Origin of the sequence: Streptomyces sp. CA-250714 (assembly GCF_050936705.1) — a bacterium.
Taxonomy (GTDB): Bacteria; Actinomycetota; Actinomycetes; order Streptomycetales; family Streptomycetaceae; genus Streptomyces.
In genome coordinates, this window is record NZ_JBNJMI010000001.1 from 194,067 (window position 1) to 209,061 (window position 14,995).

The 14,995-nt window shown below is 69.0% G+C and carries 12 protein-coding genes; 5 read left to right on the plus strand and 7 right to left on the minus strand.

All coding sequences use genetic code 11. From position 1 onward, the window contains the following. Positions 1-4 precede the first annotated feature (4 nt). The gene (locus ACQEU8_RS01070) at positions 5-871 is read left to right on the plus strand and encodes a hypothetical protein (protein WP_433095771.1); all 867 of its coding nucleotides are present in this window, start codon (positions 5-7) and stop codon (positions 869-871) included. A gap of 109 nt (positions 872-980) precedes the next feature. On the opposite strand, the gene ACQEU8_RS01075 is transcribed toward ACQEU8_RS01070, so the two are convergent. The 6 genes from ACQEU8_RS01075 to ispH form a co-directional block, all read right to left on the minus strand. After that, positions 981-2,063 carry a polyprenyl synthetase family protein gene (locus ACQEU8_RS01075; protein WP_433095772.1) on the minus strand — a complete coding sequence of 361 codons (1,083 nt, stop codon included), beginning with the start codon at positions 2,061-2,063 and terminating at the stop codon, positions 981-983. A gap of 86 nt (positions 2,064-2,149) precedes the next feature. Next, positions 2,150-3,004: a geranyl diphosphate 2-C-methyltransferase gene (locus ACQEU8_RS01080; RefSeq protein WP_433095773.1), complete on the minus strand. Its 855-nt coding sequence runs from the start codon at positions 3,002-3,004 to the stop codon at positions 2,150-2,152. Positions 3,005-3,032: 28 nt separating this feature from the next. Further along, complete coding sequence (locus ACQEU8_RS01085; protein WP_433095774.1) at positions 3,033-4,013, minus strand: family 2 encapsulin nanocompartment cargo protein terpene cyclase; 981 nt, start codon at positions 4,011-4,013, stop codon at positions 3,033-3,035. Between the two features lie 148 nt (positions 4,014-4,161). Further along, positions 4,162-5,328, minus strand: a complete 1,167-nt coding sequence (gene ispG / locus ACQEU8_RS01090; RefSeq protein ID WP_433095775.1) for a flavodoxin-dependent (E)-4-hydroxy-3-methylbut-2-enyl-diphosphate synthase — start codon at positions 5,326-5,328, stop codon at positions 4,162-4,164. Then, positions 5,325-7,172 (minus strand): 1-deoxy-D-xylulose-5-phosphate synthase, encoded by a 1,848-nt coding sequence (locus ACQEU8_RS01095; RefSeq protein ID WP_433095776.1) that lies wholly within the window; start codon positions 7,170-7,172, stop codon positions 5,325-5,327. The genes ispG and ACQEU8_RS01095 overlap by 4 nt, the downstream gene beginning before the upstream one ends. Next, on the minus strand, positions 7,169-8,458 hold the full coding sequence (gene ispH, locus ACQEU8_RS01100) for a 4-hydroxy-3-methylbut-2-enyl diphosphate reductase (RefSeq protein WP_433095777.1): 1,290 nt from the start codon (positions 8,456-8,458) through the stop codon (positions 7,169-7,171). The genes ACQEU8_RS01095 and ispH overlap by 4 nt, the downstream gene beginning before the upstream one ends. A 900-nt stretch (positions 8,459-9,358) precedes the next feature. On the opposite strand from ispH, the gene ACQEU8_RS01105 reads away from it, so the two are divergent. Then, positions 9,359-10,339: a phosphate ABC transporter substrate-binding protein PstS family protein gene (locus tag ACQEU8_RS01105; protein WP_433095778.1), complete on the plus strand. Its 981-nt coding sequence runs from the start codon at positions 9,359-9,361 to the stop codon at positions 10,337-10,339. 82 nt (positions 10,340-10,421) lie between these two features. On the opposite strand, the gene ACQEU8_RS01110 is transcribed toward ACQEU8_RS01105, so the two are convergent. Then, complete coding sequence (locus ACQEU8_RS01110) at positions 10,422-11,324, minus strand: NADP-dependent oxidoreductase (RefSeq protein WP_433095779.1); 903 nt, start codon at positions 11,322-11,324, stop codon at positions 10,422-10,424. A gap of 314 nt (positions 11,325-11,638) precedes the next feature. Here ACQEU8_RS01110 and ACQEU8_RS01115 point away from each other — a divergent pair, with 314 nt between their 5' ends. The 3 genes from ACQEU8_RS01115 to ACQEU8_RS01125 all read left to right on the plus strand — a co-directional run bounded on the left by ACQEU8_RS01115 (position 11,639) and on the right by ACQEU8_RS01125 (position 14,950). Further along, entirely contained in the window at positions 11,639-12,352 is a 714-nt protein-coding gene (locus ACQEU8_RS01115; RefSeq protein ID WP_433095780.1) for a DUF4232 domain-containing protein, read from the plus strand. A gap of 385 nt (positions 12,353-12,737) precedes the next feature. Further along, positions 12,738-13,991 carry a glycosyltransferase family 4 protein gene (locus ACQEU8_RS01120; protein WP_433095781.1) on the plus strand — a complete coding sequence of 418 codons (1,254 nt, stop codon included), beginning with the start codon at positions 12,738-12,740 and terminating at the stop codon, positions 13,989-13,991. After that, complete coding sequence (locus tag ACQEU8_RS01125) at positions 13,988-14,950, plus strand: hypothetical protein (protein ID WP_433095782.1); 963 nt, start codon at positions 13,988-13,990, stop codon at positions 14,948-14,950. The genes ACQEU8_RS01120 and ACQEU8_RS01125 overlap by 4 nt, the downstream gene beginning before the upstream one ends. The last annotated feature ends 45 nt before the right edge of the window (positions 14,951-14,995 follow it).

The window sequence follows — 14,995 nt, forward strand, 5'->3', positions numbered from 1 at the left end:
GGTCATGACCAAGGTTTCAGCCGGGAGGCGCGCCTCCCTGCGCTCTGCCGCGAGCGCGGGAGCCCTGGCCGTCGCACTTCTGGGGCTCGCTCCGTACGCACACGCCGACGACTCCGCCACCGAGCCCCCGGCGCCGCCCAAGGGCGCGGCGGACGCGGCCCGCCAGGCGGCATCCGACGGCGCGACGCTTGAGACCCTCTCCCGCTTCTTCGCCCGCGACGGCGCCGTCACCGCCGCAAAGGCGGATCCGCGCATCAAGGGCAAGACCGTGCCGGTCTACACGCTCTCGGCGGACTTCGTTGCCGCGCCCTCCGCCGCGCGGGCCGCCGCACAGCCGGTGGCCGAGTTGAAACTGTTCGCCAGCAATGCCGTCTCCTCCTACGGGCAGCGGGCCTCCGTGATGTCCGCGCGTACCGCCAAAGGCTGGCAGGTGGTCAACATCGCCACGGGCGACGACGAGACGCGCTACGCCGCCGAGGGCGCTGCCAAGGCGTCCGGCGGCACCGTCTTCCAAGAGCCGCAGATCGACGCCTGGTACGTGCAGGACGGGACGCGCGTCCTGCCCCTCGACCCCGACGCGCGGAAGGCGGTCGGCGCGAAGGGCACGAGCCTGAGCGCCTACCACGCGCGGGTGCACGACGCGTACGGCGACAAGCTGCCGGGCTCCGCCTACGACAAGAAGGGGCTGGCGGGGGGCTTCGGCCCGCACGAGGAGAAGGCTCACAAGGCAGCGGCCGCCGCCGCGGGCAGCGACGACGCGCAGCCGCCGGCCCACGCGCTGGGTCTCGTCGGCGCGAGCGCAGCGGTCATCGCGGCGGCCGCGAGCGGCACCTGGCTGGTACGGCGCCGCGCCCGCCCGCGGCACGACTGACCGATCACCGCACCTCGGGCCCGGACCGCATCGCCGGTCCGGGCCCACACACGCACACTGGATTGCCAGGGACCGTAAGGGGTATGCGCGCGGGAACTTCCGGTGGGTTTCACGCCGCCCTCCGTGTGGCGGCGTCGGCGAGGGTGCGCAGGGCAGTGGTGGCCGCGGGGTGGAAGGGGCCTTCGTCCAGAACCGCCAGCGCCTGGTGTCGGCGGTCAGAGATCATTTCTTCGATGGTTTCGCGGGCTCCGGTGGCCGTGAGGATGTCGCGGACGGTGGTGGCCTCGGAGTCGTCCAGGTCCGGCTTGCCCAGCAGGGCGTGCAGGGTCTCGCGCTGCGCGGGTGCGGCGCGCTGGAGGGCCAGGGCTGTCAACGGGGTGTGTTTGCCCTCGCGCAGGTCGTCGAGGGCGGGCTTGCCGGTTTCCGCGGGGGCGCCGAAGACGCCGAGAAGGTCGTCACGGAGTTGGAAGGCCTCGCCGAGGGGGATGCCGAAGGCAGAGCACGCGTCCAGCACTTCCGCACCTGCTTCGGCGAAGGCAGCGCCGATCTGCAGCGGGCGTTCGACCGTGTAATGCGCCGTCTTGCAGCGGGTGATGGCGAGTGCCGCATCGAGGTCGGTACTGGGATGCCCGGTCGCCACCAGATCGAGGTACTGGCCGGACAGCACTTCGCTGCGTACGGCGTCCAGCAGCGGTACCACATCGCGCAGCTGCTGTGGCGTGAAGTGCGCGGTGCCGACGGCCCGTTCGCTCCAAGCCGCGGCAAGGTCTCCGAGCAGCAGCGCCGCACAGGAGCCGAAGCGGGCTGCCGCTGCGGCAGGGGTGCCGGCCTGGCAGTGGGCTGCCAGGCCCCGGTGGGCGGTGCGCCGGTCCCGGCGAGTGGGCGAGCCGTCGATGATGTCGTCGTGGATGAGGACCGCGGCGTGGAGGATTTCCAGCGAAGCGGCCAGGCGCAGCACGCCTTCGGACGTTGCGGTGCCGTTTTCGTCGGCGGCGTGCGCGCCTATGACGCACAGCAGCGGGCGGATGCGCTTTCCGCCCGCCCTGAGGAAGCCGCGTAACTCCTCGACCAGCGGCGCGAGTTCGGGGCGGAGTGCCGAGTGTTGCACGTCGTCGAGAAATGCATCGAGGGTGGCATCGATGTCTTTACGGATCATGTTCAGATCGAGCGGCGCATGGGGTGCGGAGGGCACGTCGGGGGGTCCTTTCTCCCTGCCCGGCCCGGAACCGCCGGAACCGCCGGATCCGAGCCGGGGGGTGTGCGGTAGTGCCGGCGGTGTCAGACGCGGTCCGCGGCGATGAGGAGATATTGGAAGCTTCCGCCCTTGTATGCGGCCAGGAAGGTCTCCTCGATTCCGGTCGCCAGCGAGGAGCGGGCACGCAGTTCCCAGTACGGAATTGCCGCCTCGGTCAAGTCGAGCACGGTGATCGGGACGAGGCGGTGCGCGGCCAACTGCCGAAAGTACGTACTCCGGGAATGGATGTCGCAGATGTAGTGGGCGTTGATGGTGGACACCTCGCGGGAGGGAAGCCCGTAGGTGTCGTTGTAGCAGCCGGTGATGGTCACGTACCGGCCTCCGCGTTGCAGCAGCCGGGAGTGCTCCGCGAACAGCTCACCCAAGTCCACATACATGGTGGATTCGTTGTTCCAGATGCCGCGGAACGCGCCCTTTGTGAACCCTGTGTCGAGCATGTTCCGGACATGGAAGCGCACGGAATCCGATACCCCGCGCTTCTCCGCCTGCCCGTTGGCGAACGCTGCCTGTTCCTCGGAAAGGGTGACCCCGTCCACCGAGCATCCGAACCGCTGGTGGGCCACGAAGGAGCCGCCGCCCCTGCCGCACCCGGCGTCCAGGAGCCGGTCCTCGGGCCGGATGTCACCGAGGTGGTCGGCGAGCGTGTCGGCCTGGGCCTGTTCCAGCCGGTGCATTTCCCGGATCACGGCCTTTTCGCGGGCGTGCTCGGGTGTTTCCAGAACGGACCAGTCGACCGGACCGATGCCGTAGTGGTGGTGGTAGAGACCGTCCACCTCGCCCAGGCGCAGATTGACCGGGTTCTTTTCGGTGTCCCAGTAGGTGGCGACGGACTGCTGGTAGGGGTCGGTGGGTGCCGCGAGGGAGGTGTGCGCGGACATGGTGATGTCTCCTTCTTCGGGATGCGGGTCACTCGGATGCGGGGCCGTGGTATCGGCGGCTGGTGGCGTGCCATTCCTTGCCACCTGCGGTCCAGGCCCATACGCCGTCGAGAAATCGGCGGAGCTGAGGTGATGCGCTGTCGGCGAGAGTTGCTGCTTCGGCTTCGAAGGTGCGCATCAACTGGTCGTGGTGGTGGGCGGTGCGGTCCACGGCCTCTTGGAGCGTGCAGCCCTCTTCCGCCTCGATGACCTTCGGCAGGCAGAAGTCGAAGCCGTGGGTGCGGGTTTCCTTCTCCATCGAATAGAGATCGTTCACCAGCACGCTCGCCGTGCCCGCCAGCACGCACAGGCGCCGGACTTGTGGCTGCGCGTATTCGGAGAAGGGCACTTCGTACCCGCCGACCGCGTCCGTGATCACCATGCAGGGGAAGAAACTGTTCTCCTGTCGGTGCATCAGGAACTCCCAGACGGGAGGAATTCTCCCGGATATCCGCCACTCCGCCTCCTGGGAGTAGGCGACGAACATCATCGTCAGCTCGTAGCGGAGGCGGAACACCTGAGCCCAGGTGCCGTGCCCGGCCAGCCTGTCGAAGGCGGAGCGGAGGGCGACCAGAACGGTGTCCTTCCGGACGACCTGTTCGAACTGGCTCTGGTACGGCTCGGGCAGATGGATGGGGTCCAGCACGGCGTGCGCGGTGGTCAGGTTGAGCCCGATGCGCCGGGGGTCGGCGTCCGAAGCGTCACCGTCCTGGTAGAAGTCGTCGATGGACCACTCGGCGAGGGCGCATTGTGCGGCCGTCAGCAGCCGGTCGGGGTCGTCGCAGTCGGGGTGGGTGAGCATGGCCAGACGACCGAACTCGCAGTCCCGGAGCCGGCCGAGGTGCCCTCCGTACGCGCCGATCTCCTCCGCCCATGCCACCAGGCGGTCGTCCACCTCGTCGGCCAGTGAGCGGTCGTCGCGCAGCGGCGCGGGACAGTGCAAGGGGGGAATGGTCAGGGCTTCGGTCATGGTGCTGTCTCCTGGGATTCGCCGGGTTGCTCCGTGCCGGTGCACTGGGCCGCCTGGCCGAGCAGGGATCGGACGCCCCGGGCCGGGGTCAGCGTCCGGGGCGAGGTCCGGCGCCGGGGCAGGCCGCGAGGCGCTGGGGTCACGAGCGTCATGTGCCCACTCCCTGCTCCACAGGTTCCGGCACCGTACGGTCCCCGTCCTCGTCCGGCGGTCCCTGTTCCGCCAGCTTCAGGGCCTCCTCGACGAGGGATTCGGCGATCAGCGCCTCGGGGACGGTCCTGATCACCTCGCCCTTCACAAAGATCTGCCCCTTGCCGTTGCCGCAGGAGACGCCGAGGTCGGCCTCTCGGGCCTCGCCGGGACCGTTGACGACGCAACCCATGACGGCGACGCGCAGCGGATACGGAAAGCCCTCGAAGGCGGCTTGGACCTTCTCGGTGAGGGTGTGGACCTCGACCTGGGCGCGGCCGCAGGAGGGGCAGGAGACGATCTCCAGTTTCCGAGGACGCAGTCCCAGCGCCTCCAGGATCTGGCTTCCTGCCTTGACCTCCTCGACAGGTGGCGCGGACAAGGACACCCGGATGGTGTCACCGATGCCGTCGCCGAGGAGGCGGCTGAAGGCGACGGCCGACTTCACCGTGCCCTGCAGCGCCGGCCCGGCCTCAGTCACACCCAGGTGCAGCGGGTAGTCGCATGCGTCGGCCAGCAGCCGGTAGGCCTTGATCACGGTCTGCGGGTCGTGGTGTTTCACGGAGATCTTCAACTCGCGGAAACCGTGCTCTTCGAAAAGGGACGCCTCCCACAGCGCGGACTCCACAAGGGCCTGGGGGGTGGCCGAGCCGTACTTGGCGAGCAGCCGCTTGTCCAGCGAACCGGCGTTGACACCGATACGGATCGGCGTTCCCGCCGCCCCGGCCGCCCGGGCGATGTCGGCGATCCGATCGTCGAACTTCTTGATGTTTCCGGGGTTGACGCGGACTGCCGCGCACCCGGCGTCGATCGCGGCGAAGACGTACTTGGGCTGGAAGTGGATGTCGGCGACCACCGGTATCCGGGAGTTGCGGGCGATGGCGGGGAGCGCGGCGGCGTCGTCGGCGGAGGGAACGGCGACCCGGACGATCTGGCAGCCGGCGGCTGTGAGCTCGGCGATCTGCTGGAGCGTGCTGTTGACGTCGGCGGTCACGGTGGTCGTCATGGACTGTACGGAGACCGGGGCGCCACCTCCTACGGGCACGTCGCCGACATGGATCCTCCGTGAGTGACGCCGGGCGGGGCTTCGGGGAAGTTCGGGGAGGCCCAGGTCAGTGGCCATCATGCGCTCCTCGGTGTGGTGAGGACGGGGTGCGGAGAACGTCCCGCGCGGAAGCGGAGAACGGCGTCGGTGATGCCGGCAGCGTCCAGGCCCGCCTCCCGCAGCAGCTCGCTGCGGGAGCCGTGCGGGAGGAAGGCGCGGGGCAGCCCGAGATTGATCACGGTGCTGTCGGCTCCCGCGTCGGCGCACGCCTGGGCGAGGGCGGCTCCCGTTCCGCCGGTCCGGCTGCTGTCCTCGACGGTGACCACGAGACGGTGCCGGGAGGCGAGATGCACCAGAGCGGGGTTGACGGGGACGAGCCAACGCGGGTCCACGACGGTGGTGCCGATGCCGTGCTGCTCGTCGAGTGCCGCGGCGGCCGCCACGGACGGTTCCGCCACGGCCCCGGCCGCGACCACAAGGGTGTCCAGGGGCTTGCCGCTCGACCGGTGCAGCAGGTCCATGCCGTCCATCCGGCACAGAGCACCGATGTCAGGACCGGCCGTGGCCTTGGGCAGCCGGATCGTGGTCGGCCCGTCCCGGGTCTCCGTCGCTTCCCGCAGTAGTTCGCGCACCCGGGTGGCGTCCCGCGGAGCGGCGACTCGCATGCCGGGGACGACGGACAGCGTGGTCAGGTCCCACATGCCGTGGTGGCTGGGGCCGTCCGGGCCGGTGACCCCGGCGCGGTCCAGGACGAAGGTGACCGGGAGGCGGTGCAGCGCCACATCCATGAGCACCTGGTCGAAAGCGCGGTTGAGGAAGGTGGCGTAGATGGCGACGACGGGATGGCAGCCACCCATCGCCAGGCCCGCGGCGCTGGTGACGGCGTGCTGTTCGGCGATGCCGACGTCGTAGACCCGATGGGGGAAGCGTTCGGCGAACGGCTGCAGACCGACCGGGCGGAGCATGGAGGCGGTGACTCCGACGAGGTCGTCCCGTTCGGCGCCCAGGTCGGCGAGTGCGTCGGCGAAGACCTTGGTCCATGAGGGCGCCGCCTGCTGCGCCGGAGCGCCGGTGGCCGGGTCGAGGGTGCCGACGGCGTGCAGGCAGTCGGCCTCATCCGTCTCGGCAGGCGGGTAGCCCTTGCCCTTGACGGTGACCGTGTGCACGACCGTGGGCCGGCGCAGAGCCCGGGCATGGCGCAGGGCGGCTTCCAGCGCGCCGATGTCGTGACCGTCGACGGGGCCGAGATAGGCGAAGCCGAAATCGGTGAACACATTGCGGCGAACGTCCATCTGGCTGCTGCCGCTTCCGCTCCGGCCGGCGCGCAGGGCGGCCAGATGGGCGGCGATACTGCCGCCGGTGGGGGCGTAGGAGCGACCGTTGTCGTTCACGACGACGATGACGGGCCGGCCGGCAGCGCTCCCCAGATTGTTCAGGCCCTCCCATGCCATGCCACCCGTGAGCGCACCGTCGCCGATCACGACGACGACCGGATGGCTGTTCCCGGTGAGCGCACGGGCCTTGGCCAGTCCGTCGCCGTAGGCCAGCGCGGTCGACGCGTGGGAGTTCTCGATCCAGTCGTGCGACGACTCGTCCTGCTGGAGATAGCCGGAGAGCCCGCCCCGCCGGCGCAAGGTGTCGAAGTCGTCGCGGCGGCCGGTGAGCAGCTTGTGCACATACGCCTGGTGACCGATGTCGAACAGCAGCGTGTCCTGCGGTGACTCGAAGACCCGGTGCAGAGCGAGCGTCAGCTCCACCGCGCCCAGATTCGGGCCCAGATGCCCGCCGGTGGCACAGACCTTGTCGACGAGGAACGCCCGGATCTCGCCCGCGAGTTCGGGCAGCCGCGCCGGAGGAAGGGCGCGTATGTCGGCAGGGTCGGCCACCAGCTCCAGCAGGGGGTCCGTGGCGGTCTCGGCAGTCATGCGCGCACCTCCTTGGGCGGAGCGAAGTAGACGTCCTCGACAGCCGTGCGGTGCTCGTGGACCTGGACCGGGCCCAGCCCGCCCAGTGCCGCGACGACCTCGTCGACCAGCGCCGGCGGGGCCGAGGCACCCGCGGTCAGCCCGATGCGGTGCGCATCGGCGATCCAGTGCGGTTCGATGTCACCGACACCGTCGATCAGATGGGCCGGAACACCCGCACGGCCGGCGAGCTCGACCAGGCGCATCGAGTTCGACGAGTTGCCCGAGCCGACGACCAGCACCACATCGACCTGCCGCGCGATGGCCTCCAGCGCGTGCTGCCGGTTGGTCGTCGCGTAACAGATGTCCTCGCTGCCAGGGCCCCGCAGGCTGGGGAATCGCTTCTTGAGAGCGGCGATGATCTGCGTGGTCTCTTCCATGGCCAGGGTGGTCTGCGTCAGGTAGGAGACCCGCTCGGGATCCTCCACTTCCAGGTCCGCCACGTCTTGCGGAGTTTCTACGAGCACAGTGCGCTCAGGGGCCTCGCCGAGGGTGCCCTCGATCTCCTCGTGCCCGGCATGCCCGATCAGCACCACGGTGTCGCCGCGCCGGGCGAACCGCAGCGCCTCGTGGTGGACCTTGGTCACCAGTGGGCAGGTCGCATCGATCACCTTCAGCCCTCGGGCCTCGGCCTCCTGCCGTACCTGCGGGGAGACGCCGTGGGCGGAGAAGACCACCATGGCCCCTCGGGGGACCTGGTCCAGTTCGTCCACGAACACCGCCCCGCGCTCTTCCAACCGGCGGACCACGTGCTTGTTGTGCACGATCTGTTTGCGCACATAGACAGGGCCCGAATCCGGGGGCCGTCGGGCCAGTGCACGCTCGACCACTTCGATGGCCCGCTCCACCCCGGCGCAGAACGACCGCGGCGCGGCCAGCAGCACCGTGCGGGGACGCACAGCCATGGCCCACGCCGTCAGAGTGGAACGTGCAGTCGGCAGCGCAGCGGCATCCGCGGTGGCCAGAGCCAGCGCCGCGGTGGGGGAAGGTGCTTCCGCGGGAGCGGTGCGCTCCGCGGGGGCGCCGTTGCCGTTGTCCGCCGGGAGCGGTAACCACAGGGCCTGGGCTGTGGCTTCCTGCCCGGGCGGAGGCGCCGCCAGGACGGCCGAGCCGACCGGCACCTCTTCCCGCTGAAGAGAGCCCGCGAGCAGTGGTGCCGCCGGGCACTCGGCTCGGCTCCCGTCGGGCAGCCGGACCTGTTCGGCGACCACCACCCCGCCGTCGGCCATGGGGGCGGATACGCTCATGGAACGGATGCGGGGCTGGAGAACTTCCTGCACGGTGCTGCCTCTTCTCATGGCTCTCGGGGCGTTCGCCCCCGCGCACACCGAGGCCGGGCATCACGGCCACGGGACGCCCGGCACACGGACTCCGGCGGAATGACGCCTGGCACACGGACTCCGGCGCAAAGGGGTCAGGACTCGCTGCCGGTAGCGGTGGCCGTAGGTCCCGGGTTGGTTGCCTTCACATCCCGGAGGCGGCGAGGGAACCGGACGAGCCACCCGTCATCGCGGCGAGCTTCCGGGCGCCGAACCCGACTCGGCGCTCCGGCATCGGTCACCAGGCGGTAGGCGCCCTCGGGCACCGTCGACGCGGGGGCTCCACGGCTGTCTCGATCTACCCTTGTGCATGCTCCTTCGACGGAGATGGGTACGCCTCCTGCGTAAGTCACCCCACCACCACGGGAGAAGGCCGGACCCGTCATCGATCCGTGAAAGCGATGAACGTTCCCTTGTGAATCCCGTCCCTTGGAGGGGCGTCGGCCACTGTGGGTCGCGGACATCGAGCCGCCGGGCCGAATCCCCGCCTCGCTCTTCCGACCGGGCGTGTGCCCGCCCGCGGGTGGTCCGTGACCGTGCGGACCCATGCCGGCACCGACAGTAGAAGCAGCGCTGCGAAACGGAGCCATATCGGTCACCTGCAAGGCTCCGAGGAGGGGATTCCGGAACCCCTGGCCGGAAGGCGCTGATCCATTCGATACCAGGGCCCGCCGAAAAGGTCCGATGTCCACGGTTCACCTCTGGGCCATACTCCGTGCACCTGGAATTCGTATGGCCACTCTTCTATCGAGTTGCTGGCCGGGAACCGTGTGAGGCTCTTCCTCCGCGCCAGCCGTCTCAGTAGGCCCGATGCCAAGGATCAAAAACGTGGATGCATCCAAGAGGCCGAGAGCGATCGCCGGGGTCACCATGCTGGCCCTTGTCAGTGTCCTCACATTGAGCTCATGCGGGACCATAGATGCCTGGTCCGAAACCGGATCGGCTGAGGAAAAGAAACTCGCGGGCAGGGTGAGGGTGGACGGCTCCAGCACTGTCGCCCCGCTGTCCACGGCCGCCGCGCAGTTTTACGCCATGGAGCAGCCCAAGGTCAAGGTCACCGTGGGGACTTCCGGGACCGGTGGGGGCTTCAAAAAGTTCTGTGCCGGCGAAACGGACATTGCCGACGCCTCGCGCGTGATCAAAGACACGGAGAAGGCGGCATGCGAGAAGAACAACGTCAAGCACGACGAACTCTCCATCGCCAATGACGCCCTGACCGTCGTGGTCAACAAGAACGTGCACTGGGTGGACTGCCTGTCGACCGAGCAGTTGAAAAAGATCTGGAAACCCGGCTCCGAGATCACGAACTGGCAGCAGGTCGACCCGAAATTCCCCGACGAGCCCCTCAAGCTCTTCGGCCCGGACACCGACTCGGGCACTTTCGACTACTTCACCAAGGCCATCAACGGCAAAGAGGGTGCCTCCCGTACCGACTACCGCTCCACCGCGGACGACAATGACACGGTTCGGGGCGTCTCCCGATCCCGGAGTGCGATGGGCTACTTCGGCTTCTCATACTTCGAGGGGAACCAGAGCAACCTCAAATCCCTCATGATCAACGATGGGGACGGCTGTGTCGTCCCCAGCATCTCGAGCGTGCAGAACGGCACATACAAGCCGCTGTCCCGACCGCTGTTCATCTATCCCACCACGAAGGCGCTCAAGCGTCCGGAGGTGGAGGACTTCATCGAGTACTTCGTCGAGCACCACGAACAGATCACGGCGAGCACCCAGTTCATCCCGCTCAACTCCGAGCAGGAGGACAAGCTCGAGGCGGACCTCAAGCGACTGAAGAAAGCGGCCGGGTGACCCCGCTCCCCCACGGCGGGTGATCCCCGAATTCGCGTAATCCCCGAATTCGGCTGACGCCGCGCCGGTCCCGGCCGGTGCCTCAGTTGGCCAGTAGCACGAGCTTGCGGCGCACGTGGCCTTCCTCGCCGACGCGGTGCGCCTGGGCGATGTCGGTGAGTGAGAACGTCTGTACGGCGGGCGGTGCGAATCGACCGGCTTCGATCAGCGGGCCGATCTCGTTGAGCACGTACAGTGCGCGGCCGGTGTCGCCGCGGCTGAATCTGACGCCGTGCTCCTGGGCGCCGGTGAAGTCGGCGATCGTCACGACGTTCGCGGGGGTGCCCGCGAGTCCGATGAGTTCGGGCAGTACGCCGCTGCCGGCGACATCGAGGGCCAGGTCGGCGCCGCCGGGAGCCAGCGCGCGGACTCGCTCGGCCATGCCCTCGCCGTAGGTGACAGGGTCGGCCCCGAGAGAACGCACGTACTCATGGTTGGCCGGTCCGGCGGTGCCGATCACCCGTGCCCCGCGCGCGACGGCCAGCTGGACCGCGGCGCTGCCGATGTTGCCAGAGGCACCGTTGATCAGAAGCGTGGAACCGGCTCCTACGCCGAGCTGGTCGAGTGCGCGCGCGGCCGTCTCCAGCGCGGAGGGCAGTGCCGCGGCGGCGGCGAAGTCGAGCGAGGGTGGGATGGGTGCGTAGTAGTCCAGCACCGCTGATTCGGCCTGGGCCGCGCCCTCGCCGGAGAGGCCGAAGACGCGGTCGCCGACGGCAACATCCGACACACCTTCGCCGAGTTCGTCGACGACGCCCGACGCCTCATGGCCGAGGGTCTGCGGAAGCTCCTGGTCCATCAGGCCCTGGCGCTTCTTCCAGTCGCTGACGTTGACACCGGCCGCGCGCACCACAATCCGGACCTGGCCAGGCCCGGGATGCGGGTCGGGGAGCTCTGCGATTTCCAGGACATCGGGGCTTCCGAATCTGCTGAATCGAGCTGCCTTCATCGTCCGCTCCGGTCTCGGCCCTGGGTCCAAGGTGCCGCACGTTCGACACCGCCGGGTTCCGCCCCTCGCAGGCACTATAGATCGCCGAGGTCAGCCCGCCGGCCCAGATCTTCAGCTCTTTCTCCCCGTCGGAGCATCCCTGGTCCGCGTCGTGGAGCACCCGATCGAGTAGTGACGTGGATCACATTGAATCCCGTGAACAATCCACCGTCCGGCGCCATCACACAGACCGTAACGACCAGTGGCTCCGGCCGGGGGAACCCTGCGCAAGCGGGCGGCCGGGCCGCATCTCGTACCCATGGGGGGGACCTTTCATGAAGACCATTCGCCACACTGCCCGTACCGTCGGCCTCGTCGCTGTCGCTGCCGCCGCCACCTTCTCGCTGACCGCCTGCCAGAACGACGGCAGCAAGAACAACGACGCCGGCTCCTCACCCTCCGCCGGAGCGTCGAAGAACGCCGAGGCGAAGGACTCAGCCTCGACCGGCTCCGACTCGGGCTCTACGGGCAGCGGCAGCGCGCCGAGCCGCAACGGCGGCAACGGCAGCAACGATGGCAACAGGGCCATCGGCGGCACCAGCCCCCTGACCGAGGCCACAACCGCGGGCGCCAACACCTCCACCTGCACCGTCGGCAAGGTCTCCATCCGGCTCCAGCACACCGGCGGCAGCGCGCCGGTCATCCTGCTGAAGGCCACCAACAACGGCAGCACCCGCTGCGACCTGTACGGCCACCCCTTCGTCGGCTACCCGAACGCCCAGGCCCCGATCCAGACCGGCGGCGGCAAGCCCCAGTCCGTGATCTCCCTCCAGCCGGGCAAGTCGGCCTACGCCGCGCTCAGCCTGGAGAAGGGCAACGGCGGCAACATGCACCGCGAAAAGCAGCTCACCGTCCAACTGGCCGACCGCAGCCTGCACGCCACCGGCGCCACCGCCAAAGTCAACGCCCCCACCGGCGCCGGCCTCGCCCTCAGCGACAACTCCACCGTCACCTACTGGAACAACACCCTCGAAGAAGCAATGCAGTAACCCGCACCGCCCCGCCACACCCCGCAAAGGGGTGTCTCCCAACCGACGACGACCGGGAGACACCCCCGCACGGTGCACGCCCCTTCGCCACCACCCAGCCAGACCACTGGGAACACCCCACACCACGAACCTCGACCCATCCGTGTGACGGGCGTGCCCTACGAGCCGTGAACCACCTGCCACCGCGCACCGTGAACAGCCCACCGGGTTCCTCCCGTTGTCACCCATGACACGGGCATGCGGCGGCAGCCAGCACCAGGAGACCAACGGCTGTCACTCGACTACTGCGCCGCCAGAAGGCAATACAGAACAGCAAGTTGGCCCTCCCGCTCGGGCCTTGAGTGACAGGTCCCGCCGCTCTCAAGATCGACACATAGGGGGAACAATGCACATCTCGTTTCTGATCTTCAGCGCGTACGGGATGGGGGGAACCGTCCGTACGACCTTCAATCTGGCGCAGGCGCTCGCCGAGCAGCATGAGGTGGAGATCGTGTCGGTCTTCCGGTACCGGGACAGGCCGTTCTTCGAGCCGGGCAAGGGCGTACGGCTCAGGTCGCTGGTGGACATGCGCCGGCACAGCGCGACGTATGACGGTGGTGATCCCGAACACGCCGTCCCTGCCAAGGTCTTCCCGGTTGCCGATGGGCAGTACGCCCGGCACAGCGCGTTGACGGACCGCCGGATCGGCGAGTATCTGGCCGGCACCCAGGCGGACGTCGTCGTAGGCACACGCCCCGGACTCAACGTGCACGTGGCCCGGCAGACGCGCCGTGGCCCCGCGCGTCTGGGACAGGAGCACCTCACGCTGGCCACGCACTCCGCGCGGATGAAGCGCCTGCTGCGCCGCACTTATCCCCGGCTGGACGCGGTCACCACGGTCACCGAAGCCGACGCCCGCGACTACCGCAGGACCTTGCGGCTGCCCGGCGTGCGCGTCGAGGGGCTGCCCAACAGCGTGCCCGAGCCGGACGTCACGCCTGCGGACGGCAGCGGCAAGTGGGTCGTCGCCGCGGGCCGACTCGCCCCCGCCAAGCGATACGACGTACTGATACGCGCCTTCGGCGAGGTCGTGCGCGAGCGCCCGGACTGGGGCCTGCGCATCTACGGTCACGGCCGCGAGCACGACAAGCTGAGAAATCTCATCGACGAACTCGGCCTCTACAACCACGTCTTCCTCATGGGCTCGGCACATCCAATCGAGGCCGAATGGGTCAAGGGAGCGATCTGCGCTGTGACGTCGAGCCTGGAGTCCTTCGGCATGACGATTGTCGAGGCGATGCGGTGCGGCCTTCCGGTCGTGGCAACCGACTGCCCGCATGGGCCGGGAGAGATCATCCGCGACGGCGAGGACGGACTCCTGGTTCCCACAGGGGATGTGAGCGCGATTTCCGGTGCGCTGCTGCGCCTCATCAACGACAAGGACCTGCGTGTGCGGATGGGACGAGCCGCGCTCACCGCGTCGGCGCGGTTCGATCCCGCGCAGGTGGCCGCCCGGTACGAGGAACTGCTGACCTCGCTGGTCAACCGCCGGGCCAACACACTTCACCGAGCACGCGGCACCCTCCTCGGCGGAGCGTACGCGGCCCGGGAGACCGTACGGACGGGTGTGCGACACGCCCTGGAAGGAGCACGGGCATGATCCAGCTTGTCCCTGACACGTCAGTGCTCAACACTGCGCCGGCAGCCCCGCCAGATGTCAGCTCTTCCCCCGGCCGCAAGCCCCACCGCCCGCGCGCCGACTGCACGGCCGACAGCAACGGGGGCCTTACCTTCGACGTACGGCTCTTCGACGAAACCGCGAGGGACGCTGCGGCTTCCGATACGAACGAGCATGCTGCCGTCCTTCTGCGCCTGCGCCACCATCACGGCCCCGACGCCTCCCTCAGGCTGCCCCTCACCCGTGCAGCGGCAGACCGCGGGCTGCGCGCCACCCTGCCCGCCACAACGTCGCTACGGGAGGGGCGCTGGGACGCCTACCTCGCCTGGGCCGACGCGGAGCCGCAGCGATTGCTGCCCGGGGTACTCGACCTGCGTTCCCTCACCGGCGGCGCGCTCTTCGACGCACACGCATGGCTCGGCGTCCGGATCCCCTACGCCACCAAGCACGGCAACCTCACCCTCCGTACGTGGGTGCGGCGACCGCATGCCGAAGCAGGGGCGTTGCACGTCGACGACAACACCCTCGTGCTGCACGGCAAGCTCTACGGCACGCAGCTCACCACCACCGCCAGCCTGGAGGCACATCCCCGCGACTCCGCGGCATTGCCCGTGCGCGTTCCGGTACGCCTGGAAGCGGAGGAACGCTCCGGACGGGAAACCACACCGGAGTACGCCCCCGACGGACCGCACGCGGAACGCGGGTTCGCTGCCGAACTGCCCTTCACCTCCCTGCTGCCCGGGCAGCAGGTCTGGGACCTGTGGCTGCGCCCTGCCGCGGATCAGGAGCCGGTCCGTCTCGCACGGATCCTCGATGACATCCCGGACAAGAGGCACATCTTCCGCTATCCATCGCGGCAGGTGGCGAGCCCCGACGGCGCCGCCCACTCGGTGAGGCCGTACTACACGATCAACAACAACCTCTCGGTGCAGGTGAGTTGAAAGGGGCCCAGTGCAGGAGCGGTAACAGGCAATCAGCCAGCAGAT

What these genes read in the sequence shown, in the direction of transcription:
- ACQEU8_RS01070 (WP_433095771.1), top strand. Translation starts at nt 5, where the DNA reads ATGACCAAGGTTTCAGCCGGGAGGCGCGCCTCCCTGCGCTCTGCCGCG.
- ACQEU8_RS01080 (WP_433095773.1), bottom strand. Translation starts at nt 3,004, where the DNA reads ATGTCCGCGCACACCTCCCTCGCGGCACCCACCGACCCCTACCAGCAG.
- ACQEU8_RS01085 (WP_433095774.1), bottom strand. Translation starts at nt 4,013, where the DNA reads ATGACCGAAGCCCTGACCATTCCCCCCTTGCACTGTCCCGCGCCGCTG.
- ispG (WP_433095775.1), bottom strand. Translation starts at nt 5,328, where the DNA reads ATGATGGCCACTGACCTGGGCCTCCCCGAACTTCCCCGAAGCCCCGCC.
- ACQEU8_RS01095 (WP_433095776.1), bottom strand. Translation starts at nt 7,172, where the DNA reads ATGACTGCCGAGACCGCCACGGACCCCCTGCTGGAGCTGGTGGCCGAC.
- ispH (WP_433095777.1), bottom strand. Translation starts at nt 8,458, where the DNA reads ATGAGCGTATCCGCCCCCATGGCCGACGGCGGGGTGGTGGTCGCCGAA.
- ACQEU8_RS01110 (WP_433095779.1), bottom strand. Translation starts at nt 11,324, where the DNA reads ATGAAGGCAGCTCGATTCAGCAGATTCGGAAGCCCCGATGTCCTGGAA.
- ACQEU8_RS01115 (WP_433095780.1), top strand. Translation starts at nt 11,639, where the DNA reads ATGAAGACCATTCGCCACACTGCCCGTACCGTCGGCCTCGTCGCTGTC.
- ACQEU8_RS01120 (WP_433095781.1), top strand. Translation starts at nt 12,738, where the DNA reads ATGCACATCTCGTTTCTGATCTTCAGCGCGTACGGGATGGGGGGAACC.
- ACQEU8_RS01125 (WP_433095782.1), top strand. Translation starts at nt 13,988, where the DNA reads ATGATCCAGCTTGTCCCTGACACGTCAGTGCTCAACACTGCGCCGGCA.